Origin of the sequence: Streptomyces sp. NPDC015346, from assembly GCF_043078785.1 — a bacterium.
In the GTDB taxonomy this organism is placed as follows: Bacteria; Actinomycetota; Actinomycetes; order Streptomycetales; family Streptomycetaceae; genus Streptomyces.
Genome location: NZ_JBIBTW010000007.1, coordinates 216,757 through 238,872, shown reverse-complemented (window position 1 = coordinate 238,872; position 22,116 = coordinate 216,757). Strand labels below are relative to the sequence as shown.

Sequence of the window (22,116 nt, the reverse complement as noted above, 5' to 3'; positions counted from 1 at the left end):
CCGCATGAGCACCGAAGACATCGTCTGCCGCCGCCTGGTCGGCCGTACCGCCGTCATCACCGGAGCCGGCAGCGGCATCGGCCTGGCCACCGCCCGCCGCCTCGCCTCCGAAGGCGCGAACGTCGTCTGCGGCGACATCGACGAGACCGCCGGCAAGGCCGCCGCCGAGGAGGTCGGCGGGACCTTCGTCCGGGTCGACGTCACCGACCCCGAGGAGGTCGAGAACCTCTTCAAGGTCGCCTTCGACACCTACGGCTCCGTCGACATCGCCTTCAACAACGCGGGCATCTCCCCGCCCGACGACGACTCCATCCTCACCACCGGCCTTGAGGCCTGGAAGCGCGTCCAGGACGTCAACCTCACCTCCGTCTACCTGTGCTGCAAGGCCGCCCTGCCCTACATGCGGCGACAGGGCCGCGGCTCCATCATCAACACCGCCTCCTTCGTGGCCGTCATGGGCGCCGCCACCAGCCAGATCTCGTACACCGCCTCCAAGGGCGGCGTGCTCGCCATGTCCCGCGAACTGGGCGTCCAGTTCGCCCGCGAGGGCATCCGCGTCAACGCCCTCTGCCCCGGGCCCGTGAACACCCCGCTCCTCCAGGAGCTGTTCGCCAAGGACCCGGAGCGCGCCGCCCGCCGGCTCGTACACATCCCCCTCGGCCGCTTCGCCGAGGCCGACGAGATCGCCGCCGCCGTCGCCTTCCTCGCCAGCGACGACTCCTCCTTCATCAACGCCACCGACTTCCTCGTCGACGGCGGTATCTCCGGGGCGTACGTGACCCCGCTCTAGAACCTCACCCTCCACCCCCCACCCGGCAGCCGGGCGTCGCAAGGCGCCCGGCTGCCGTGCATCCAGGACGTCCGGTCGTCCCCAGACAGGAGCGCGCCCATGAACCCCCGAACCCGCCGGATCGCGGCCGTCGCCGCCACGGTCCTCGCCCTCTCCGGCATGGTCACCGCCTCACCCGCCCACGCGAAACCCGGGAAATGCCCCACGCTGAACGTCTCCGAGGGCTGGTACGGCGACAACCGCGCCCGACTGCAACGACTCATCGACACGCACTGCCAGGACAGTGGGGGCAAGGGTGCCGACCGGCCCGTCGCCGTCTTCGACTGGGACAACACCGTCATCAAGAACGACGTCGGCGACGCCACCATGTTCTGGCTCCTGCGCAACAACCGCATACGCCTGCCCGAGAACGACGACTGGACGACCACCAGCCGCCACCTGACCCCGGACGCGGCCGCCGCCCTGCGCGCCGCCTGCCCCACCGGCGTACCCACCCTGCCCACCGCCACCGACACCCGCTGCGCCGACGAGATCCTCTCCGTCTACGCGGACGGTGCCACGACCACCGGCCGGGAGGCGTTCGCGGGCTTCGACCACCGCCGTATGGAACCGGGGTACGCCTGGCTCGCCCAGCTCCTGCGCGGCTGGACCACCCGCCAGATCGCCTCCTTCGCCGAGGCGGCGCGCACCGAGAACCTCGCCGCCCCGATCGGCACCGAGCAGCCGGTGGGCATCCGGAAGGTCACCGGCTGGGTCCGCTACTACGACCAGCAGCGCGACCTCGTCCGTACCCTCCAGAAGGCCGGCTTCGACGTCTGGATCGTCTCCGCCTCGCCCGAACCGGTCGTGGACGTCTGGGCCCGGGGCGTCGGCGTCAAGCCCTCCCACGCCCTCGGCATCCGTAACACCACCGAGCACGGCCGCCTCACCGCCCGGCTGAAGGGCTGCGGGAGCGTGCCCGACGGCGAGGACTCGATGATCACGTACATCGACGGCAAGCGCTGCTGGATCAACCAGGAGATCTTCGGCGTCCGCGGGCCCGCGGCCGAGCGGATCCAGCCCGCGTCCCGGCGCCAGGTGTTCGCGGCCGGCGACTCCGACACCGACGTCTCCTTCCTGCGCGACGCCACCGGACTGCGCCTGGTCCTCAACCGGAACAAGAACGAGGTGATGTGCCGGGCGTACGACAACAGCGACGGCCGCTGGCTCGTGAACCCGATGTTCATCGAGCCCAAGAAGCGGAAGCCGACTCCGTACCCCTGCGCCACGACGGCGTACACCGCCGCCGACGGCACCGCGCAGCCGGTCCGCCGGTCCGACGGCACCGTCGTGCCCGACCAGTGGGACTCCGTGTCCGGACCCTGAACGCGCCCTCTAGGGTGGCGGGATGAGCATGACGACCCCTCCAGGCTGGTATCCGGACCCGGGCATCCCCGCCGTCGAACGCTGGTGGGACGGTACGACCTGGACCACGCACACCCGGCCGGCGGCAGGCCCCGCCGCACCCCGGGGGCGCGGCAGGGTGCTCCTCCTCGCCGCGGCGGCGGTCGTGGCGGCGGCGGCCGTCGTCACGGGTGCCGTCCTCCTCGGGGGCGAGGAGGACGACCCGGGGACGGCCGGTCCGCCGGCGTCGAGCACGACCGGCGCGGCGCCGACGTCGACACCCACCACCGGCCCGTCGAGCAGCCCGCCCGCCGAGGACCCCACGCGCGTCGCCGACCAGCTCAACGGCATCACGCTGCCCATCCTCAAGGGCTGGGAGAGGCCGGAGTTCCGCGGCGGCGACGTGCCGACCGTCGTCACCGTGGGCGAGTACCCCTGCCCGGCGGCGACCGACCGCGACTGCCGGCGCGGCACGGTCAACTCCCGTACGGCATCGGGCACCGACGCCACCACCCCGGAGGCGATCGCCAAGGAGGACATCGCCCTGGCCGCCGACGCCTTCTACGAGGACGACGTCCTGGGCAACCGCCTGTACGGCGGGATCCGCTCGCACAAGGTGGTCGCCGCCCGGCCCGCCGTCGTCGCCGGGCGCACCGGCTACCTGGTCCGCTGGCAGGTCACCACCGGCCAGGGCCCCGGCGGCTACGTCCAGTCGCTCGCCTTCCCGTCACCCCAGGGCAGCGAGTCGCCGGTCGTGGTGCGCTTCGCCTTCGACGCGGGCCCCGACGGTCCGCCGCTCGCCACCATGGACGAGATCGTGAAGGGGATCCTGCCCATCGGCTCCACGACGAACGGCGGGGTGGGCGCCTCGATCAGCCCCGGCTCCTGACCGGCCGGGGCGTACAGGGCCTGATCCGGTTCACGCTCCGGTCACAGGAACGTGCGGCCCTCGCCCCGGTACGTCGGTACGGTCGCCGTGACCCGGTCGCCCTCGACCAGCCGCAGACTGTCGAAGCGTTCGCACAGCTCCCCGGCCTTCGCGTGCCGGAACCACACCTTGTCCCCGATGAGGAGATCGTCGGCGGGCGAGCCGAGCAGCGGCGTCTGCACCTCGCCCGGCCCCTCCTGCGGGTCGTAGCGCAGCCCCTCCGGGAGGTACGGGACGGGCAACCGGTCCGCGCCCGCCGCACCGGACGCCGGATAGCCGCCGCCGAGCACCGTCACCACGCCGACACCCGGGCGCCGCACGACGGGCTGGGCGAAGAGGGCGGCCGGGCGGCCGGTGAAGGACGTGTAGTTGTCGAAGAGGCGCGGCACGAAGAGCCCCGAACCCGCGGCGATCTCGGTCACCGCCTCCTCCGCCGCGGTGTGCTGCACACTGCCCGTACCGCCGCCGTTGACGAACTCCAGGTCGGGCGCCACCGCCCGGACCGCCCGCACCACGGCCGCGCGCCGGGTCGCCAGCTCCCTGCGGGCGGCCGACTGCATCAGCCGGATCGCCCGGGACCGCAGCGGCCGCCCCGCGACCGCGTCCCCGACACCGGCGACATGCCCTTCGTACGCCATGACGCCGACGAGCCGGAAGCCGGGCCGCCGGGCGATCGAGCGGGCGAGTTCGGCGAGCTGCGCGGGCTCGCGCAGCGGGGAGCGGCGTGCGCCGACCCGCACCCGGCCGCCGAGCAGCCGCAGCGAGGTGTCCAGCTCCAGACAGACCCGGATCTCCTCGCCGCCACCCGCGCGGGCGGTGTCGACGAGGTCCAGCTGCGCCGGGTCGTCGACCATCACGGTCACCGCGGCGGCGAGCTTGGGGTCGCTCGCCAGCTCGCCGAAGGCGGCGCGGTCGGCGGACGGATAGGCGAGCAGCACGTCCTCGAACCCGGCGCGGGCCAGCCACAGCGACTCGTCGAGCGTGAACGACATGATCCCGGCGAAGCCCTCGCGCGCCAGGACCCGCTCCAGGAGCGCCCGGCACCGCACGGACTTGCTCGCCACCCGGATCGGCTTGCCACCGGCCCGCCGCACGAGATCGTCGGCGTTGGCGTCGAACGCCTCCAGATCGACGATCGCCACGGGCGCGTCGAGATCGGCGGTGGCCCGGTCGTACCGGGCCCGGTCGGCGGCGCGGGGAGTCATGGCCCGAGCTTGCCAGACGGGTTTACGGGTGGGTAGCCCCTGAGTTCCCGTGCGGTGGGGAACAGCCCGTAGAGTGGCGGGCATTGCGCCGGGACAAGCAGGGGGACGGGGATGAGCACCGAGTCGCACCGACCCGCGTCCCGCATCACCGACGCACTCCTGCCCTCCCCGACGTCCTCGACGCCGGCCGACGCCCCCGCGTCCCACGGCCCACGCCCGACGGGCGTGGTGAGCGCCCCGCTCCCCGCCGAGGTCCCTCCCCGCCCGGCCAAGGACGCGCGGCGGCCGCATGCCGAGGTGCCCGCCGTCGAGACGACCACCCGCCTGCGCCCCATCCGCGACAACGCCCCCGCACCCGCACCCGTCCCCCAGCCCCCGCACCGCCCGGACGGCCCCCGTCCCGCGCCGTGGGCCCCGCCGCAGCCGCCGCACCCGCCGTCCGGAACGCCGCACAGCGCTCCGCACCCGCCGTCCGGCGTGCCGCGGCCCGCCTCCGCGCCCGACGAGGCCGGCGCCGGGGCCGGGCAGTACGCCTACGGGACGTACGGGGCCTACCGGTCGCCGTACACCGACGTGCCCGAGACGCCCGCCGAGACCACCACCCGGCTGCGGCCCGTCTCCGTCCCCGTCCGCGAGCGGCGTGCCGGATGGGTCGTCGCCGCCGGGGCCTGTCTGATCCTCGGTCTCGGGCTCATCGGCGGGGCCGTCGCCGGAGCCGTGCTCGCGGCCACGGACGCCGGCGCACCGGCCGAGCCGGCCGGATACGCCCAGGCCAGGACCCTGTGGCACAGCGTCCCCGTCGACACGCTCTTCCCGCGCACCCTCCCCGGCCCCGGCGCGGGCCCCGGCGCCGCCACCCGTACCTGGACCCGTGTCGTCGTCGCGGCCGACGCCCCCTGCTCGGCGACCGTCCTGCCCCCGAGCCTGCTCACCGCCCTGCGCCCGGTCGGCTGCGACCGCGTCCTGCGGGCCACGTACACCGACGCCACCGCCACCAGCGTCATCACGGTCGGCCTCGTCTTCACCCAGGCCGACCCCGCTACCACCCGCACCCTCTCCACCCAGGCCGCCCGCCTCGCCGCCGACGTCCCCCCGGCGCTCTCCGCCCCCGGCACCGTCGCCGCCCGCTTCGGCGCCGCGCAGCGCGCCAGCTGGTGGACCCACCCCCTCGCCGACCTGCCCGTCGTCGTCACTTCCGTCTCCGGCTTCGCCGACGGCCGCCCCGTCACCCGCCCCGAGCCCGCCGAGAAGGCGATGACCGCCGGTTCGACCAGCGCCCCCGCCCAGGCCGGGCTCGGCCACGAGGCCCGAGGCGTCGCGAACCGCATCGAACGCCGGCTGCGCGCGAGCGTCGCCGACACCACGAAGGTCGAGGACGAAAAGTGACCCGCCGCGCCCTCGCCGCGCTTCTCGCCGCCGCCTTCGCCGTCCTCCCGGCCACCACCACGCCCGCGTACGCCGACACCATCCGCGCCCGCCAGTGGGGCCTCGAAGCCCTGCACACCACCGAGGCCTGGCGCACCACGCGGGGCGAGGGCATCACCGTCGCCGTCCTCGACACCGGCGTCGACGCCGACCACCCCGACCTCGCCGGTTCGGTCCTGACCGGCAAGGACCTCATCGGCTTCGGCGCGAAGCGGGGCGACCGTGCCTGGGCCCGCCACGGCACCGCGATGGCCGGCATCATCGCCGGGCACGGCCACGGGCCCGGCCGCGAGGACGGTGTCCTCGGGATCGCGCCCGGGGTGAAGATCCTGCCCGTCCGCGTCATCCTCGAAGGCACCGACAAGGCCCGGGACAAGGCCCGCAAGAGCCGCGGCACCGCCCTCGCCGAGGGCATCCGCTGGGCCGCCGACCACGGCGCCGACGTCATCAACCTCTCGCTCGGCGACGACTCCAAGTCCGCCCACCCCGACGCGGGGGAGGACGCCGCCGTCCAGTACGCCCTCGCCAAGGGCGTCTCCGTCGTCGCCTCGGCCGGCAACGGCGGCGAGAAGGGCGACCACATCTCGTATCCGGCCGCCTACCCCGGCGTCGTCGCCGTCACCGCCGTCGACCGCTTCGGCACCCGCGCCTCCTTCTCCACCCGCCGCTGGTACGCGACCGTCAGCGCCCCCGGCGTCGACATCGTGATCGCCGACCCCGACCGCCGCTACTACGAGGGCTGGGGCACCAGCGCCGCCGCCGCCTTCGTCTCCGGCGCCGTGGCCCTGGTCCGGGCCGCGCACCCCGACCTGACGCCCGCCCAGGTCAAGCGGCTGCTCATCGACACCGCGCGCAACCGCCCGGCGGCCGGCCGCAGCGACGCCAAGGGGTACGGAACCGTCGACCCGGCCGCCGCGATCAAGGCCGGTGCCGCGCTGAAGGGCGCCGACCCCAAGACCGCCGCCGCCGGCTACCGGGGCCGCTACTTCGGCCCCGGGCCGCTGCCCGCCCCGGACGAGGCGAAGCCGGTCGGCGTGCTCGCCCCGGTCGCCGGCGGCCTGGGCGCGGTCCTGCTCGTCGCGGCGGTGGTCCTCTGGCGCCGCAGCACGCCCCGCTGAAGGCGCCACCGAGCCACCCGCGGGGAAGGCGGCCCACGCACGGCGGTTAGGCTCGGTGCGTGGCGCTCAAGAACATCCCTGACCCCGGTTTCTCCGACGACGACGGCACCGCCGACCCGCGGCTCGCCGCGGCCCTCGCGGCCTGGTCGGAGGACCGCACCGCCCACGGCCCGGTCCTTGAGGCGCTGCGTGAGGCACGCCTCCTCGTCCCCATCGTCGCCGTCCTCGGCGAGGTCGAGGAGGACGAGGAGACGGGGCTGCGCCGCGAGAAGACCAGCGACATGGCCGTGCCCACGCTCACCGCGGGCGACCGGCGCGCGCTGCCCGCCTTCACCTCGCTCGCCTCGCTGGCGCTCTGGGACCCGGCCGCCCGGCCCGTCGCCGTCCCCCTGCACCAGGCGCTGCAGGCCGCCGCGCACGAGAAGGCCGACACGGTCGTCCTCGACCTCGCGGGACCGGTGCCGTACCAGCTGACGGGCCCGGCGCTGCTCGCCCTCGCGGAGGGCCGCACCAGCGTCGACCCGCTGGACGACCCGGCGGTACGGGACGCGGTGCACGCGGCGGTCGCCGCCGAGCCCGCGGTGCTGCGCGCCCACCTCGGCCCCGGCAGCGCCGACGGCACCCTCGCCCTCGTCCTCGCCCCGGACGCGCCCCCAGCTGAGGCGGCCCGGCGCGTAGCGGCCTCCCTGGCGGCCGACGAAACACTGAGGGCCCGCCTGGTACGCGGCCTCGACCTGGCACTCCTGCCGGCCACGACCACGCCTCCTGGCGAGCCCTTCTACGTCAAGCGATAAGCCGGGGGTACGGGGGTCGCCCCCCCGCACGGACTCCTAGCCGTACACCGGCCCCGTGTACTTCTCGCCCGGGCCCTGGCCCGGCTCGTCCGGGACGAAGGAGGCCTCGCGGAAGGCCAGCTGGAGGGACTTCAGGCCGTCCCGCAGCGGGGCCGCGTGGAAGGAGCTGATCTCCGTCGCGCCGGCGTCCAGCAGGCCCGCCAGCGCGTGGATCAGCTTGCGCGCCTCGTCGAGGTCCTTGTGCTCGTCGCCCTCCTCGGTGAGCCCGAGCTTCACCGCGGCGGCGCTCATCAGGTTGACGGCGACCGTCACGATCACCTCGACCGCCGGGACCTCCGCGATGTCGCGGGTCATGGCGTCGAAGTCGGGGGAGTCCGCGGACTCGGTGTGGGGCGTTTCGCTCATGCCCCACACGATAAGCGGCGGCGGGCGGGGGAGCGGTGCGGGCCTGGCGTTAGCGAACCGGCGCGGGCGGTGCTAACCTTGTGTAACGACCGGCCGGACACCTGTGTGCCCGGCCCGCAAGTGGAGGCTCCGATCTCCCACCTTGCTGCCCTCACGGGCGGCGGGTCACCGGTCAGGTGGCGCCCATCGTTCCGTACGGACGATGGAGCCGCCCGATGTGCGCCCCGCGGTTGACCGCGGCGGTGCTCCGGTATTTCCGTGGAGCCCCGCCTGTGTCCCGTCCGGGGCGTTTTTGATGTGCCGGCGCGGTTGGTCTCAATGTCACAGACATACGCGTCCGTCCGCCAGGCGGTCGCGTGGTGCTACCTAGGAGGATCCATCAGCGCCGAGCCCCGCATCAACGACAGGATTCGCGTTCCCGAGGTGCGACTTGTCGGACCCAGCGGCGAGCAGGTCGGGATTGTTCCGCTTGCCAAGGCCCTGGAGCTCGCACAGGAGTACGACCTCGACCTGGTCGAGGTGGCGGCGACCGCCCGTCCGCCCGTGTGCAAGCTCATGGACTACGGGAAGTTCAAGTACGAGTCGGCCATGAAGGCCCGTGAGGCGCGCAAGAACCAGGCGCACACGGTCATCAAGGAGATGAAGCTCCGGCCGAAGATCGACCCGCACGACTACGACACCAAAAAGGGTCACGTCGTCCGGTTCCTCAAGCAGGGCGACAAGGTCAAGATCACGATCATGTTCCGTGGTCGTGAGCAGTCCCGCCCCGAGCTCGGCTTCCGGCTGCTGCAGCGGCTTGCTTCGGACGTCGAGGACCTTGGCTTCATCGAGTCGAACCCGAAGCAGGACGGCCGGAACATGATCATGGTTCTCGGCCCGCACAAGAAGAAGACCGAGGCCATGGCCGAGGCGCGTGAGGCCCAGGCCGCGCGCAAGGCGGAGCGTCAGGGCGTCTCGTCCGACGAGTCTGCCGAGGCTCCGGCCGAGGACGCTTCGGCCGAGGCTCCCGCCGAGGCCGAGAACCCCGAGGCGTGATCCGACGGGCTGCCACCCAGGCAGCCCCGGGTGCCCGCACGGACCATCACACGATATTGACGCTCCCGGATCGCCGGTGCCCGCACCGGTGGGGAGCGCCACTGACGAGGAGATAACGGCGCTATGCCGAAGAACAAGACGCACTCCGGTGCCAAGAAGCGCTTCAAGATCACCGGCTCCGGCAAGGTGCTGCGCGAGCGCGCCGGCAAGCGCCACCTGCTCGAGCACAAGTCGTCCAAGCTGACGCGTCGCCTCACCGGCAACGCCGAGATGGCCCCGGGCGACGCGGCCAAGATCAAGAAGATGCTGGGCATCTGAGCTTGATCTCCCGCCCTCGGCGACGAGGGCATCCGGCCAAGTCCGGGACCCATCCGATTTCCGGGTCGTGTGAGTACCACCACGACCCCGCTACAAGGAGTTAAGAAGTGGCACGCGTCAAGCGGGCAGTCAACGCCCACAAGAAGCGCCGGGCGATCCTCGAGGCGGCCTCCGGCTACCGCGGTCAGCGTTCGCGCCTGTACCGCAAGGCCAAGGAGCAGGTCACCCACTCCCTGGTCTACAACTACAACGACCGCAAGAAGCGCAAGGGCGACTTCCGTCAGCTGTGGATCCAGCGCATCAACGCCGCTGCCCGCCAGAACGGCATGACGTACAACCGCCTCATCCAGGGTCTGAAGGCCGCCAACATCGAGGTGGACCGCAAGATCCTCGCGGAGCTGGCCGTCAACGACGCCAACGCGTTCGCCGCGCTCGTCGAGGTCGCGCAGAAGGCCCTCCCGGCCGACGTGAACGCCCCGAAGGCCGCCGCCTGATCTTCAGGCCGCAGATCTTCTGCACCGGACCCGCAGGCCTTCGGGCCTGCGGGTCCCGTGCGTTCACCTGATCCGCCGTAGCGTCGAGGGGCCCAGGGGCGCCCCGACGCCCTTCGAGCGCCTCCGGGCAGGCATCCGCCCGAGGGCGGCCCCCGGGCATCCGCCCGAGGCGGCCCCGGACACCAGTTCCAAGCCCTCCCGAGGCAGCCCCGGGCACCTGTTCCAAGCCCTCCCGAGGCGGCCCCGGGCACCTGTTCCAAGCCCTCCCGAGGCGGCCCCGGGCACCTGTTCCAAGCCCCCGGGGCATCCGTCCGAGGGGCCCGCAGGCCCGGGCGACCTCCGCACATCCGAGTCAGAGAGCCGCAGGCACATGCGCACCCCCGAGCTGATCTCCCCGCGTTCCCCGCGTGTCGTCGCCGCCCGGCGGCTCGCCAAGCGCAACTTCCGGGGCAAGGACCGCCTCTTCATCGCCGAGGGCCCCCAGGCCGTCCGCGAGGCCGTCGAGCACCGGGGCAGCACCGGTGAACCCACCCTCGTCGAGCTCTTCACCACCGTCGAGGCCGCCGAGCGGTACGCCGGGATCATCGAGGCCGCCCACGCCGCCGGAGCCCGCGTCCACCACGCCTCCGACGCCGTCCTCGCCGAGGTCTCCCAGACGGTCACCCCGCAGGGTCTGGTCGGCGTCTGCCGCTTCCTCGACTCGCCGTTCGAGGAGATTCTCGCCGCCGAGCCCAAGCTGGTCGCCGTCCTCGCCCACGTCCGCGACCCCGGGAACGCCGGCACCGTGCTGCGCTGCGCCGACGCGGCCGGCGCCGACGCCGTCGTCCTCACCGACGCCTCCGTCGACCTCTACAACCCCAAATCCGTCCGCGCCTCGGTCGGTTCGCTCTTCCACCTCCCCGTGGTCGTCGGCGTCCCCGTCGAGCAGGCCGTCGCCGGGCTCAAGAGCGTGGGCGTACGGATCCTGGCCGCCGACGGTGCCGGGGACCGTGACCTCGACGACGAGCTGGACGCCGGCACCATGGGCGGCCCCACCGCCTGGGTCTTCGGCAACGAGGCCTGGGGACTGCCGGAGGAGACCCGCGCGCTCGCGGACGCGGTGGTACGGGTCCCGATCCACGGCAAGGCCGAGAGCCTCAACCTCGCCACGGCCGCCGCCGTGTGCCTGTACGCCTCCGCGCGTGCCCAGCGCCCCCGGAGCTCCGGCTGAGGAGCCGCGGGTGCGCTGAGGGGCGCTGAGGGGGTCCACGCCGTCACCTTCAGCTAGTAGGGTGACGGGCTCGGGGGCCCACTGCGCTACACGGAGGGGTGGGGAACGGGGATGACGGCCGGGACGGACAGGCCCGCACACGCACGGAGCGCCGTGCCGGGCGCCCCCGAGCACTGGCCCGGTATCGACCCCGACGATCTGCCCGACGGTCTCGTCGTCGCCGACGAGACCGGCCGCGTCGTCTGCTTCAACGCGGCCGCCCGCCGCATCGCGTCCGTCTCCGGCCGCGAGGTCCTCGGCCTCCCCCTGGAGCAGGCGCTCCCCCTGGAGGACCTCAAGGGCCGCCGCTGGTGGACCCTCACCGACCCCTACGGAGGGCTCGCCACCCGCCGCGGCCAGCCCGAACGCAACCTGCTCCTGCCCGGCGGCCGCGAGGTCCTCGTCTCCGCCCGCTACGTCCGGGATGAGCCCACCGGGCCCGTGCGCCGCGTCGTCGTCTCCCTGCGCGGCACCGAGGCCCGGCGCCGTACCGAACGCAGCCACGCCGAGCTCATCGCCACCGTCGCCCACGAGCTGCGCTCCCCGCTGACCTCGGTCAAGGGGTTCACGGCGACCCTGCTCGCCAAGTGGGAACGGTTCACCGACGACCAGAAGCGGCTCATGCTGGAGACCGTCGACGCCGACGCCAACCGCATCACCCGGCTCATCGCGGAACTCCTCGACATCTCCCGGATCGACTCCGGCCGCCTGGAGGTGCGCCGCCAGCCCGTCGACATCGCCGCCGCCGTCGGGCGCCACATCCAGGCCCACACCACCGGCGGCCAGTCCCCCGACCGCTTCTTCGTCCGGGTCCAGCCGCAGCTGCCCGATCTGTGGGCCGACCCCGACAAGATCGACCAGATCCTCGGCAACCTGCTCGAAAATGCGGTGCGCCACGGCGAGGGAACCGTCACCATCGAGGTGGCGCCCACCCGCGCCACCACCGACGGAGAGAAGGGGACGGCGGTCACCGTGAGCGACGAGGGCCCCGGCATCCCCGAGGAGTCGATGGGCCGTGTCTTCACCCGCTTCTGGCGGGGGAGCAAGCGCGGCGGCACCGGACTCGGCCTCTACATCGTCAAGGGCATCGTCGAGGCCCACGGCGGCACCATCACCGTCGGACGCGGCCCCCGCGGCGGCGCCGAGTTCCGATTTATCCTGCCCGTCGGCGCCCCGGCCTATCTCGCCTGACGAGATCACCAGCCGCCCGGCCGCCCACGGGCTCATTCGCGTCCTCGCGCCCCGTTAGACTCGACCTTTGGCACGTTTGCGCCCTTGTCGTCGAGCGGGGCCGCCCAGCCAGCCAAACGGAAGCACGGGAAGAGATGTCCGCACCCAATAAGTCGTACGACCCGGTCGAGGTCGAGGCCTTGAAACCGGAAGAGATCGAGCGCATGCGGGACGAGGCGCTCGCCGCCTTCGCCGCCGCGGGTGACCTCGACGCGCTCGCGCACGCGAAGGTCGCGCACACCGGTGGCACCTCGCCGCTCGCGCTGGCCAACCGGGAGATCGGCGCGCTGCCGCCGCAGGCCAAGGCCGCGGCGGGCAAGCTCGTGGGCCAGGCCCGCGGCGCCGTCTCCAAGGCCCTCGCGGCCCGGCAGACGGAGCTGGAGGCCGAGCGCGACGCCCGCGTCCTCGTCGAGGAGGCGGTGGACGTCACGCTGCCGTACGACCGCGTCCCGGCCGGCGCCCGTCACCCGCTGACCACGCTCATGGAGCGGGTCGCCGACGTCTTCGTCTCCATGGGGTACGAGGTCGCCGAGGGCCCCGAGGTCGAGGCGGAGTGGTTCAACTTCGACGCCCTGAACTTCGTACCGGACCACCCGGCCCGCCAGATGCAGGACACCTTCTTCGTCCAAGGGCCGGAAGGCACCACCGGCGACGAGTCCGGCGTCGTGCTGCGCACCCACACCTCCCCGGTGCAGGCCCGCACGCTCCTCGACCGCGAGCCCCCGGTCTACGTCGTGTGCCCCGGCCGCGTCTACCGCACCGACGAGCTCGACGCCACGCACACCCCGGTCTTCCACCAGATCGAGCTGCTCGCCGTCGACGAGGGCCTGACCATGGCCGACCTCAAGGGCACCCTCGACCACATGGTCCAGGCGCTCTTCGGTGCCGACATGAAGACCCGACTCCGCCCGAACTTCTTCCCCTTCACCGAGCCGTCCGCCGAGATGGACATGCTCTGCTACGTCTGCCGCGGCGAGTCCGTCGGCAACCCGGACCGGCCCTGCCGCACCTGCGGCAGCGAGGGCTGGATCGAGCTCGGCGGCTGCGGCATGGTCAACCCCAAGGTGCTCATCGCCTGCGGCGTCGACCCGGAGAAGTACAGCGGATTCGCCTTCGGGTTCGGAATCGAGCGGATGCTGATGTTCCGCCACAACGTCGATGACATGCGAGACATGGTCGAGGGTGACGTCCGGTTCACCCGGCCGTTCGGGATGGAGATCTGATGCGGGTCCCGCTTTCTTGGCTGCGGGAGTACGTCGACCTGCCGGCGACGGAGACCGGACGTGACGTCCAGGCCAAGCTCATCTCGGCAGGACTCGAGGTCGAGACCGTCGAGCAGCTCGGCGCCGGCCTGACCGGCCCGCTGGTGGTCGGCAAGGTCCTCACGATCGAGGAGCTGACGGAGTTCAAGAAGCCCATCCGCTTCTGCACCGTCGACGTCGGCCAGGCCAACGGCACCGGCGAGCCCCAGGAGATCATCTGCGGCGCCCGGAACTTCGCCGAGGGCGACAAGGTCGTCGTGGCCCTGCCCGGCGCCGTGCTCCCCGGCGACTTCCGGATCGCCGAGCGCAAGACGTACGGCCGGGTCTCCCGCGGCATGATCTGCTCCGGCGACGAGCTCGGCATGGGCGACGACGGGACGCACGGCATCATCGTGCTCCCCCCGGAGCACGAGGTCGGCATCGACGCCACCGTCCTCCTGGAGCTGTACGACGAGGTCCTCGACATCGCCGTCACGCCCGACCGCGGCTACTGCCTCTCGATGCGCGGTGTCGCCCGCGAGACCGCCATCGCCTACGGCCTGCCGCTGCGCGACCCGGCGCTGCTCGACGTGCCCGCGCCCAACTCGTACGGCTACCCGGTCCAGATCGCCGACCCGAGCGGCTGCGACCGCTTCACCGCCCGTACGGTCGTGGGTCTCGACCCCGAGGCCCGCTCCCCGATCTGGCTGCGCCGCCGCCTCCAGAAGGCCGGCATGCGTCCGATCTCGCTCGCCGTCGACATCACCAACTACGTGATGCTGGAGCTCGGTCAGCCGCTGCACGCCTACGACCGCACCCGGATCGACGGCCCCATCGGCGTCCGTCGCGCCGAACAGGGCGAGAAGATCACCACCCTGGACGGCACCGTACGCGTCCTGGACGCGGCCGACCTCGTCATCACCGACAACCGCGGGCCGATCGGCATCGCGGGCGTGATGGGCGGCGCCGACACCGAGATCGCCGACCACGCCGACCTCGCGGGCGCGACCACCGAGGTCGTCATCGAGGCCGCGCACTTCGCCCCGATCTCCATCGCCCGCACGGCCCGCCGACACAAGCTGGCCAGCGAGGCGTCCAAGCGCTTCGAGCGCGGGGTCGACCCGCAGGCCGCGGCCGCCGCCGCGCAGCGCACCGTGGACCTGCTGGTGCTGCTCGCCGGCGGCACCGCCGAGGCCGGGGTCACCGAGATCCTCGCCCCCTCCGCGCCCCGCACGGTCGCCATGCCGGCCGACCACCCGGACAAGGTCGCGGGCGTCGCCTACGGCCGCGAGACCGTCGTCCGCCGTCTGCAGGAGATCGGCTGCGACGTCTACGGCCAGGACGAGCTCGTCGTCACCGTCCCCTCGTGGCGCCCCGACCTGAACGAGCCGAACGACCTCGCCGAAGAGGTCATCCGGCTCGAGGGGTACGAGAACCTGCCCTCGACCCTGCCCCGGCCGCCGGCCGGCCGCGGGCTGACCGAGCGCCAGCGCACCCACCGCCGCGTCGGCCGCGCGCTGGCCGGCGCCGGGTACGTGGAGGCGCTGAACTACCCCTTCATCGGTGAGCAGGTCTTCGACCAGCTCAGCCTCGAAGCGGACGACGACCGCCGCCGCACGGTCAAGCTGGTCAACCCGCTCTCCGACGAGGAGCCCGCGCTCCGTACGACGCTGCTGCCGGGGCTGCTCGGCGCGCTGCGCCGCAACGACGGACGCGGCAGCCACGACCTGGCGCTCTTCGAGACCGGTCTGGTCTTCCGGCCGGGCGACGGTCCGGGCGTCGCGGTCCGACTGCCCGTCGACCGCCGTCCCACCGCCGAGGAGATCGCCGGCGTCAACGCCGCGCTGCCCGCGCAGCCGCGCCGGGCCGCCGTCGTCCTGGCCGGCGCCCGTGAGCAGGCCGGCTGGTGGGGCAAGGGCCGCCCGTCCGACTGGGCCGACGCGATCCAGGCGGCGCGGACCGTTGCCGCCGAGGCCGGTGTCGAGCTGATCGTCAGCGCCGACCGGCACGCCCCGTGGCACCCCGGCCGCTGCGCCGCGTTCCACGTGGTCGTCAACGGCGAGCAGGTCCTCGTCGGCCACGGCGGAGAGCTGCACCCGCGCGTCGTCAAGGCGCTCGGCCTGCCCGCCCGTACCTGCGCGATGGAGCTCGACCTCGACCTGCTGGAGCAGGCGAACCAGGGACCCCTCAAGGCACCGCGGATCTCCTCCTTCCCGGTCGCCACGCAGGACGTCGCCCTGGTCGTCCCGCAGGACACCCCGGCGGCCACCGTCGAGGCGGCGCTGCGCGACGGCGCCGGCGAACTCCTCGAGTCCGTCCGGCTGTTCGACGTCTACACCGGCGACCAGATCGGCGAGGGCCGCAAGTCGCTGGCGTACGCCCTGAAGTTCCGGGCGGCGGACCGCACCCTCACCGTCGAGGAGGCCACCGCCGCGCGCGACGCGGCCGTGTCCCTCGCGGCGGAGCGCACGGGCGCGACCCTGCGCGGCGCCTGAGCGGCAGTCGCCCCGGAGGGGGCCGGCCCGGTGACCACCGGGCCGGCCCCCTCCGGCGTTCCGCCACCGACCCGCCCGAAAGCCGGCCTCCGGTCCGCCCGAGGTCCGGGTGGTGTGGGTGGCGCGTGGTCGCGCGTGTCGCATGGGTGTGCGGGGGTCCTTCGCCCGTGCGGGTGGCGTACGGGTGGCGCGCCGCGGCGCGCCGGGGGCGCTCACTCCTTCGGGTGATATGACCGGCGGGTGTTCCGCCGTGCCCGGTGCGGTCGGGAGAATCGACGCGGCCACAGGGGCGGGCCTGTGTGCCGCAGGGCCTTCGGGCGCTGTCGGGCCTCGGGAAGGGCCGTGCATGATCCGTACCAGGTCGTTGCTCTCCGATGGATCCCGGCTGCGTCGGCTGGGTCCGCTCGCCCTCCCCGCCCTCTGGGGAGCGGTGGCCGTCGCCTGGAAGCTCGGCTGCCCGATGGCCCAGCAGCCCGGTCTCCCGACGCGCATCGCGACCAGTGTCGTCTTCTTCACCGTCGGCACGGGCCTGATCCTGGGGATCCGGCGGGGTCTCTCGCGCGAGCTGGAGCGGATGAGGGCCATCGCGCACGCCACCCAGCTGGTGCTGCTGCGGCCCCCGCCGCCCCGGCTCGACGGACTCGCCGTCGCCGCCGGTCAGCTCTCCGCCTCCCGGGGCGCGGCCGTCGGCGGAGACCTGTACGAGGCGGTGGCCACGCCGTACGGGGTGCGGATCGTCATCGGGGACGTCCGGGGGCACGGTCTGGCCGCCCTCGGCGCGGTGGTCGCCGTCCTCGGCAGCTTCCGCGAGGCGGCCCACGACGAGCCCGAACTCGGCGGTGTCCTGCGGCGGCTCGACCGGGCACTCGGGCGGCATCTGCGCGAGCGCGCCCGCGACGAGCACCCCGCCTGCGCCGGGCGCGAGCCGCGCGAGCCGGAGCACCCCGTCGCCGAGGAGTTCGTCACCGTCCTGCTCCTGGAGATCCGTCCGGACGGAGAGGTGTACGCGCTCAACTGCGGCCACCCCGGCCCGTACCGCGTCGCCCGCCGGGTCGAGCCCGTGCCCGTCGGCGACCCGCTGCCCCCGCTCGGCGCCTTTCCGCTGCCGGCCGACCTCACGCCGTACCCCTGCACCCGGCTGCTGCCCGGCGAGTCGCTCTTCCTGCACACCGACGGGGCGGAGGACGCCCGCGACGGCGCCGGACGCTTCTTCGGCCTGGAAGCGGCGCTGACGGAGGCCGCGCGGGACGCGCCCGTCTCACCGGCCGCGCTCGTCCGCCGTGTCCACACGGCGCTGCTGCGACACACCCGGGGCCGACTCTCCGACGACGTGGCCCTGTTGGTCGTCCGCAACGACCGGACGCGGGTCCCGGCGCAGCCCGCCGAACCCGGGCTGCGCCGTACCCGACCCGTACCCTCCCCGCGCTGCTGAGCGGGGTCCGAGGCCGGCGCGCCGCCCGGCCCGCCTCGGAGTGTCGGGCAGATCGGCGGGGCGGGCGGCGCGGGGTGGGCCGCCACTGTACGAGGGGGAGCGGGCGGCCCGTTCGCCTTTCGGCGAGGCCCAAGTCAACCGGCTCCGCGAGGGCGGCGGCAGAGCGCGCGGACGGGAAGAACGGGCACTTCGTTCACACCCCGTGCGAAACCGCCCTCCACTACGCTGTTCCGCCCGAGTCACCGGAGGCGCCCATGCACCCCAACACCCTGCTCGACGCCCTCCTCGACGAGGCAGGCGTCTCGCACGCGGGTCTGGCCGCCCATGTGAACGAGGCGGGCCGCTCCCGCGGTCTCGCCCTGCGGTACGAACACACCGCCGTCGCACGCTGGTTGAAGGGCCAGCGGCCCCGGGGCCAGGTCCCCGACCTGATCTGCGAGGTGCTGGGCGCGCGGCTGCGCCGGGCGGTCACCCTCGACGACATCGGCCTCGGCGTGCCCGGCGCCGCCGCGGCGCCCCCGGGGACGCCGCTCTCCGGCTTCGTCGAGCGGGCCACCGCCCTGTGGCGCTCCGACGAACAGCAGCGGCCGCACATACTCGGCGCGCAGGCCGTCACCGGTACCCCGGCGGTGATGCCGGTCTGGGAGTGGGAGAACCCGCCAGAGGACTCCGACGTGTCCCGCGACGGCCGGACCAGGGTCTCGGCGGCCGACATCGCGATGCTCCGCGCCGCCCGGGCGCACTACGAGCAGATGTACCGCAAGGCCGGCGGGATCGCGACGCGGGTGCGGATCGTCGGCTTCCTCAACGCCGAGACCGCGCCGCTGCTGAGGGGCGCGTACAGCGACAGCCTCGGCCGCCGGCTGCACCGCGCCACCGGCGGACTGGTCGCGGTGGCCGGCATCTGCGCCTACGACTCCGACGCGCACGGGCTCGCGCAGCGCTACTTCCACCAGGCGCTGCGGCTCGCCAAGGCGAGCGGGGACCGGGGACTCGGCGCCTATGTGGTCGCACTGCTCGTCAACCAGTCGCTGTTCATGGGGGAGTACCGGCAGGCGGTGGCGTTCGCCGAGGCGGCGCTGCGGTCGGCCGGGCGGCAGATCACCCCGGCGCTGGCCGCCGATCTCTCCGCGATGCAGGCCAAGGCGTACGCCCATCTCGGCGACGGCGCGGCGGCGCTCGACTGCATCAGACGGGCGGAGGCGGAGGCGGAGCGGATCAGTCCGGGGCACGAGCCGGCCGAGACGGGCTATGTCCAGCCGGGCCTCGTCAATGTGCAGGTCGCCGAGGCGCTGCTCAGCCTGGGTGATCTCACCGCCGCGCGGGAGCACGCGCTGGCGGCGGTGGGGACCCCGGCGCACGACCGGGGCCGGGTGCACCGGCTCGCCATGCTCTGCCAGATCGAGCTGAGGCAGGGGGAGGCCGACGAGGCGGCGCGGACCGCGGTGGAGATGACCGAGCGGGCGCGCGGCATGGAGTCGCAGCGGCTGCGCGACCGGCTGCGGCTGGTGCGGGAACATCTGCTGGCGAGCGGCTGCGGGGACGCCCGGGAGGCGGCCGAGCTGATCGACGGGGCTCTGCGCGTTCCCCTCTGAGCCCAAGACTGCTCCCATATTGCCACCGACCAATCGGAAGGTGGCAGAAACGTGCAGTGGACGAAACTGAGCGAACAACCTGTCTATGAGAACCGCTGGTTCCGGGTGAACCTCGCGGACGTCGAACTCCCGGACGGCCGCCACCTCGACCACTATCTGATCCGGCTCCGGCCGGTCGCCGTCGCGACCGCCGTCAACGAGGCCAACGAAGTCCTGATGCTCTGGCGCCACCGCTTCATCACCGACAGCTGGGGCTGGGAGCTGGCCGCCGGCGTCGTCGAGGACGGCGAGGACCTCGAGACCGCCGCCGCGCGGGAGATGGAGGAGGAGACGGGCTGGCGCCCCGGGCCCCTGCGCCATCTGCTCACCGTCGAGCCGTCCAACGGCCTCACCGACGCCCGGCACCATCTCTACTGGGCCGAGGAGGCGACGTACACCGGCCCGCCGCAGGACGACTTCGAGTCCTCGCGGCGGGAGTGGATACCGCTCAAGCTGGTCCCCGACCTGATCGCGAGGGGCGAGATCCCGGCCGCCAACATGGCAGCGGGCCTGCTGATGCTGCACCACCTGCGGCTCGGCTGAGCCGCGGGCTCACCGCCCCGCTGAGCCGTCGAGCCCCTCGGACAACGCCGGACGGCCCGCACCTGTGCGGTGTACGGGCCGTCCGGTGCGGGCTGTTCGGTGCGGGCTGTTCGGTCGGGTGGCTCAGGGGTACGGGTAGAAGCCCGCGCCGGTCTTGCGGCCGAGCCGGCCCGCGTCCACCATCCGCTGCAGCAGCGGGGGAGCGGCGTACAGCGGCTCCTTGAACTCGGCGTACATCGAGTCGGCGACCGAGGCGACCGTGTCCAGGCCGATCAGGTCGGCGAGCTTCAGCGGGCCCATCGGGTGGGCGCAGCCCAGCTCCATGCCGTTGTCGATGTCCTCGCGGCTCGCGATGCCGGACTCGAACATCCGGATCGCGGAGAGCAGATACGGGATCAGCAGCGCGTTCACCACGAAGCCCGAGCGGTCCTGGGCCCGGATGGCGTGCTTGCCGAGCACCTTCTCCACCATGGCCTGGGCACGGCTGATCGTGCCCTCGGAGGTGGTGAGGGCCGGGATCAGCTCGACGAGCTTCTGCACCGGGGCCGGGTTGAAGAAGTGGATGCCGATGACCGCGTCGGGGCGCGAGGTCGCCACGGCGAGCTTCACCAGCGGGATCGAGGAGGTGTTGGAGGCGAGGATCGCGTCCTGCCGGGTCACCACCTGGTCGAGCACCTGGAAGATCTCGGTCTTGACCTGCTCGTTCTCCACGACGGCCTCGATGACGAGGTCACGGTCGGCGAACTCGCCCAGGTCGGTGGTGAAGCTGAGGCGCGCCAGCGTCGCGTCCCGCTCCTCGTCGCTGATCTTGCCGCGTTCGGCGGCCTTCCCCAGCGAGTTGTAGAGCCGCGTGCGACCGATCTCCAACGCCTCGCCGGTGGTCTCGGCGACCATCACCTCGAGGCCGCTGCGGGCACACACCTCCGCGATGCCCGCGCCCATCTGGCCGCAGCCCACCACTCCGACGCGCTCAATGTCGGCCATGGAGTCCGTCACCTCGTGCCTTTCGCTCTTCTCTGGCGGCGGGCCCCCGTGTGATTCCGGTGCGTCCGCCTCGACCCCACGACGTTACTCCGCATCGACCGATGATCGATCGGTCGGATGGGCATGCTCTGCGGGAACGGGTGTGACGTGTCCGACACATGAGGGGTGCCATATGGGGCGTATCGGGAGAAGAGGGTTCGTGGCGGGCGCGGCGATCGTGGCGCTCGCCACCACCGGTACGGGTGGAGCGGGGGCGGTACGGAAGAAACCGCACGCGTTCCGCGGCATGTGGCTGGCGACCGTCGCCAATCGCGACTGGCCCTCCCGCCCGGGTCTGACCGCCGAGGCGCAACGCGCCGAGCTGCTGACGCACTTGGACACGGCGGTGGAGCGGCGGCTCAACGCCGTGGTCCTCCAGGTCCGGCCGACCGCCGACGCCCTGTGGCCCTCGCCGTACGAGCCGTGGGCCCAGTGCCTCACGGGGGTGCAGGGACGCGATCCGGGCTGGGACCCGCTCGGGACGGCCGTGCGCGAGGCGCACGCGCGGGGTCTGGAGCTGCACGCCTGGTTCAACCCGTACCGCGTGGCGAATCACACGGATCCGACGCGGCTCTCGGCGGAGCACCCCGCCCGGCGCCACCCGGAATGGGTCCTGCCGTACGGCGGGAAGCTGTACTACAACCCCGGCCTGCCCGAGGTCCGCGACTTCGTCCAGGACGCGATGCTGGACGCCGTCCGCCGCTACGACGTCGACGCCGTGCACTGGGACGACTACTTCTATCCGTACCCGGTGCCCGGGGAGGCCTTCGCCGACGACGCCGCGTACGAGCGGTACGGTGCGGACTTCCCGGACCGCGCGTCCTGGCGGCGTCACAACATCGATCTGCTGGTCTCCGAGACGGCCGCCCGGATCAAGGAGATCAAGAAGCACGTGGCCTTCGGAGTGAGCCCCTTCGGGGTGTGGCGGAACGTCGCCACAGATCCGCAGGGCTCGGAGACCCGGGCGGGCGTGCAGACCTACGACGACCTGTACGCCGACACCAGGAAGTGGATCCGGGAGGGCTGGCTCGACTACGTGGTCCCGCAGCTGTACTGGCACATCGGCTTCGCCGCCGTCGACTACGCCAAGCTGCTGCCCTGGTGGGACGCGGTGGTACGGAACACCGGCGTCGCTCTCTACGTCGGCGAGGCCCTCTACAAGTGCGGTGACCCCGCACAGCCCGCCCCCTGGCAGGACCCGCGGGAACTCTCCCGGCATCTGGAGTTCGCCCGCCGCTATCCGACGGTCGGCGGGCACTGCTTCTTCTCGGCGAAAGAGGTCGCGGCGGACCGGATCGGTGCGATGGCCGCCGTCGTCGCCGACCACTATCCGACCCGCGTTCGTCCGCCGCGCTAGGTGGCGCCGTTTCGTGC

The 22,116-nt window shown here is 73.3% G+C and carries 20 protein-coding genes; 17 read left to right on the top strand and 3 right to left on the bottom strand.

What is annotated here, in order from left to right; all coding sequences use genetic code 11:
• Nucleotides 1-4 precede the first annotated feature (4 nt).
• The 3 genes from ACF06X_RS25515 (at nucleotide 5) to ACF06X_RS25505 (ending at nucleotide 3,062) form a co-directional block, all read left to right on the top strand.
• Nucleotides 5-790, top strand: a complete 786-nt coding sequence (locus ACF06X_RS25515; RefSeq protein WP_392289617.1) for a 3-oxoacyl-ACP reductase — start codon at nucleotides 5-7, stop codon at nucleotides 788-790.
• Between the two features lie 99 nt (nucleotides 791-889).
• On the top strand, nucleotides 890-2,155 hold the full coding sequence (locus ACF06X_RS25510; RefSeq protein ID WP_392289616.1) for an HAD family hydrolase: 1,266 nt from the start codon (nucleotides 890-892) through the stop codon (nucleotides 2,153-2,155).
• 22 nt (nucleotides 2,156-2,177) lie between these two features.
• Nucleotides 2,178-3,062 carry a DUF2510 domain-containing protein gene (locus ACF06X_RS25505; RefSeq protein WP_392289615.1) on the top strand — a complete coding sequence of 295 codons (885 nt, stop codon included), beginning with the start codon at nucleotides 2,178-2,180 and terminating at the stop codon, nucleotides 3,060-3,062.
• Nucleotides 3,063-3,103: 41 nt separating this feature from the next.
• Here the strand turns inward: ACF06X_RS25505 and ACF06X_RS25500 are convergent, their stop codons facing one another.
• Nucleotides 3,104-4,306: an amino acid deaminase/aldolase gene (locus ACF06X_RS25500; protein ID WP_392289614.1), complete on the bottom strand. Its 1,203-nt coding sequence runs from the start codon at nucleotides 4,304-4,306 to the stop codon at nucleotides 3,104-3,106.
• Between the two features lie 111 nt (nucleotides 4,307-4,417).
• Between ACF06X_RS25500 and ACF06X_RS25495 the strand changes: the two genes are divergently transcribed.
• Genes ACF06X_RS25495 through ACF06X_RS25485 form a run of 3 tightly spaced genes read left to right on the top strand, consistent with a single transcriptional unit; the run spans nucleotide 4,418 to nucleotide 7,643 of the window.
• Nucleotides 4,418-5,692 carry a hypothetical protein gene (locus tag ACF06X_RS25495; protein ID WP_392289613.1) on the top strand — a complete coding sequence of 425 codons (1,275 nt, stop codon included), beginning with the start codon at nucleotides 4,418-4,420 and terminating at the stop codon, nucleotides 5,690-5,692.
• The gene (gene mycP / locus ACF06X_RS25490; protein WP_392289612.1) at nucleotides 5,689-6,849 is read left to right on the top strand and encodes a type VII secretion-associated serine protease mycosin; all 1,161 of its coding nucleotides are present in this window, start codon (nucleotides 5,689-5,691) and stop codon (nucleotides 6,847-6,849) included. The genes ACF06X_RS25495 and mycP overlap by 4 nt, the downstream gene beginning before the upstream one ends.
• A gap of 59 nt (nucleotides 6,850-6,908) precedes the next feature.
• The gene (locus ACF06X_RS25485; protein WP_392289611.1) at nucleotides 6,909-7,643 is read left to right on the top strand and encodes an SseB family protein; all 735 of its coding nucleotides are present in this window, start codon (nucleotides 6,909-6,911) and stop codon (nucleotides 7,641-7,643) included.
• Between the two features lie 36 nt (nucleotides 7,644-7,679).
• Here ACF06X_RS25485 and ACF06X_RS25480 read toward each other — a convergent pair whose 3' ends face one another.
• Nucleotides 7,680-8,048 carry a DUF1844 domain-containing protein gene (locus ACF06X_RS25480; protein WP_158985620.1) on the bottom strand — a complete coding sequence of 123 codons (369 nt, stop codon included), beginning with the start codon at nucleotides 8,046-8,048 and terminating at the stop codon, nucleotides 7,680-7,682.
• A gap of 318 nt (nucleotides 8,049-8,366) precedes the next feature.
• Between ACF06X_RS25480 and infC the strand changes: the two genes are divergently transcribed.
• The 10 genes from infC (at nucleotide 8,367) to ACF06X_RS25430 (ending at nucleotide 19,719) form a co-directional block, all read left to right on the top strand.
• A complete protein-coding gene (gene infC / locus ACF06X_RS25475) occupies nucleotides 8,367-9,083 on the top strand; it encodes a translation initiation factor IF-3 (RefSeq protein WP_392289610.1) in 717 nt (238 codons plus the stop codon).
• Nucleotides 9,084-9,206: 123 nt separating this feature from the next.
• The gene (rpmI, locus tag ACF06X_RS25470; RefSeq protein ID WP_019884943.1) at nucleotides 9,207-9,401 is read left to right on the top strand and encodes a 50S ribosomal protein L35; all 195 of its coding nucleotides are present in this window, start codon (nucleotides 9,207-9,209) and stop codon (nucleotides 9,399-9,401) included.
• Nucleotides 9,402-9,508: 107 nt separating this feature from the next.
• Nucleotides 9,509-9,895 (top strand): 50S ribosomal protein L20, encoded by a 387-nt coding sequence (gene rplT, locus ACF06X_RS25465; protein ID WP_125652405.1) that lies wholly within the window; start codon nucleotides 9,509-9,511, stop codon nucleotides 9,893-9,895.
• A 370-nt stretch (nucleotides 9,896-10,265) separates the two neighbouring features.
• Nucleotides 10,266-11,105, top strand: a complete 840-nt coding sequence (locus tag ACF06X_RS25460; protein ID WP_392289609.1) for a TrmH family RNA methyltransferase — start codon at nucleotides 10,266-10,268, stop codon at nucleotides 11,103-11,105.
• Nucleotides 11,106-11,216: 111 nt separating this feature from the next.
• Nucleotides 11,217-12,335: an ATP-binding protein gene (locus ACF06X_RS25455; protein WP_392289608.1), complete on the top strand. Its 1,119-nt coding sequence runs from the start codon at nucleotides 11,217-11,219 to the stop codon at nucleotides 12,333-12,335.
• 134 nt (nucleotides 12,336-12,469) lie between these two features.
• Nucleotides 12,470-13,597 carry a phenylalanine--tRNA ligase subunit alpha gene (gene pheS / locus ACF06X_RS25450; RefSeq protein WP_392289607.1) on the top strand — a complete coding sequence of 376 codons (1,128 nt, stop codon included), beginning with the start codon at nucleotides 12,470-12,472 and terminating at the stop codon, nucleotides 13,595-13,597.
• The gene (gene pheT, locus ACF06X_RS25445) at nucleotides 13,597-16,110 is read left to right on the top strand and encodes a phenylalanine--tRNA ligase subunit beta (protein ID WP_392289606.1); all 2,514 of its coding nucleotides are present in this window, start codon (nucleotides 13,597-13,599) and stop codon (nucleotides 16,108-16,110) included. The genes pheS and pheT overlap by 1 nt, the downstream gene beginning before the upstream one ends.
• A 346-nt stretch (nucleotides 16,111-16,456) precedes the next feature.
• Nucleotides 16,457-17,542: a PP2C family protein-serine/threonine phosphatase gene (locus tag ACF06X_RS25440; RefSeq protein ID WP_392289605.1), complete on the top strand. Its 1,086-nt coding sequence runs from the start codon at nucleotides 16,457-16,459 to the stop codon at nucleotides 17,540-17,542.
• A gap of 254 nt (nucleotides 17,543-17,796) precedes the next feature.
• A complete protein-coding gene (locus ACF06X_RS25435; RefSeq protein ID WP_392289604.1) occupies nucleotides 17,797-19,137 on the top strand; it encodes a transcriptional regulator in 1,341 nt (446 codons plus the stop codon).
• A gap of 51 nt (nucleotides 19,138-19,188) precedes the next feature.
• Nucleotides 19,189-19,719 (top strand): NUDIX hydrolase, encoded by a 531-nt coding sequence (locus ACF06X_RS25430; RefSeq protein ID WP_392289603.1) that lies wholly within the window; start codon nucleotides 19,189-19,191, stop codon nucleotides 19,717-19,719.
• Between the two features lie 123 nt (nucleotides 19,720-19,842).
• Here the strand turns inward: ACF06X_RS25430 and ACF06X_RS25425 are convergent, their stop codons facing one another.
• Nucleotides 19,843-20,703, bottom strand: a complete 861-nt coding sequence (locus tag ACF06X_RS25425; RefSeq protein ID WP_392289602.1) for a 3-hydroxybutyryl-CoA dehydrogenase — start codon at nucleotides 20,701-20,703, stop codon at nucleotides 19,843-19,845.
• Between the two features lie 172 nt (nucleotides 20,704-20,875).
• On the opposite strand from ACF06X_RS25425, the gene ACF06X_RS25420 reads away from it, so the two are divergent.
• The gene (locus ACF06X_RS25420; protein WP_392289601.1) at nucleotides 20,876-22,099 is read left to right on the top strand and encodes a glycoside hydrolase family 10 protein; all 1,224 of its coding nucleotides are present in this window, start codon (nucleotides 20,876-20,878) and stop codon (nucleotides 22,097-22,099) included.
• Nucleotides 22,100-22,116 lie beyond the last annotated feature (17 nt).

Excerpts from the sequence above, each read along its gene's own strand:
- ACF06X_RS25515 (WP_392289617.1), top strand. The coding sequence starts at position 5 with ATGAGCACCGAAGACATCGTCTGCCGCCGCCTGGTCGGCCGTACCGCC.
- infC (WP_392289610.1), top strand. The coding sequence starts at position 8,367 with ATGTCACAGACATACGCGTCCGTCCGCCAGGCGGTCGCGTGGTGCTAC.
- ACF06X_RS25500 (WP_392289614.1), bottom strand. The coding sequence starts at position 4,306 with ATGACTCCCCGCGCCGCCGACCGGGCCCGGTACGACCGGGCCACCGCC.
- ACF06X_RS25460 (WP_392289609.1), top strand. The coding sequence starts at position 10,266 with ATGCGCACCCCCGAGCTGATCTCCCCGCGTTCCCCGCGTGTCGTCGCC.
- ACF06X_RS25495 (WP_392289613.1), top strand. The coding sequence starts at position 4,418 with ATGAGCACCGAGTCGCACCGACCCGCGTCCCGCATCACCGACGCACTC.
- ACF06X_RS25435 (WP_392289604.1), top strand. The coding sequence starts at position 17,797 with ATGCACCCCAACACCCTGCTCGACGCCCTCCTCGACGAGGCAGGCGTC.
- pheT (WP_392289606.1), top strand. The coding sequence starts at position 13,597 with ATGCGGGTCCCGCTTTCTTGGCTGCGGGAGTACGTCGACCTGCCGGCG.
- ACF06X_RS25480 (WP_158985620.1), bottom strand. The coding sequence starts at position 8,048 with ATGAGCGAAACGCCCCACACCGAGTCCGCGGACTCCCCCGACTTCGAC.
- ACF06X_RS25455 (WP_392289608.1), top strand. The coding sequence starts at position 11,217 with ATGACGGCCGGGACGGACAGGCCCGCACACGCACGGAGCGCCGTGCCG.
- pheS (WP_392289607.1), top strand. The coding sequence starts at position 12,470 with ATGTCCGCACCCAATAAGTCGTACGACCCGGTCGAGGTCGAGGCCTTG.
- ACF06X_RS25420 (WP_392289601.1), top strand. The coding sequence starts at position 20,876 with ATGGGGCGTATCGGGAGAAGAGGGTTCGTGGCGGGCGCGGCGATCGTG.
- ACF06X_RS25505 (WP_392289615.1), top strand. The coding sequence starts at position 2,178 with ATGAGCATGACGACCCCTCCAGGCTGGTATCCGGACCCGGGCATCCCC.
- ACF06X_RS25425 (WP_392289602.1), bottom strand. The coding sequence starts at position 20,703 with ATGGCCGACATTGAGCGCGTCGGAGTGGTGGGCTGCGGCCAGATGGGC.
- ACF06X_RS25510 (WP_392289616.1), top strand. The coding sequence starts at position 890 with ATGAACCCCCGAACCCGCCGGATCGCGGCCGTCGCCGCCACGGTCCTC.
- ACF06X_RS25440 (WP_392289605.1), top strand. The coding sequence starts at position 16,457 with ATGATCCGTACCAGGTCGTTGCTCTCCGATGGATCCCGGCTGCGTCGG.
- rpmI (WP_019884943.1), top strand. The coding sequence starts at position 9,207 with ATGCCGAAGAACAAGACGCACTCCGGTGCCAAGAAGCGCTTCAAGATC.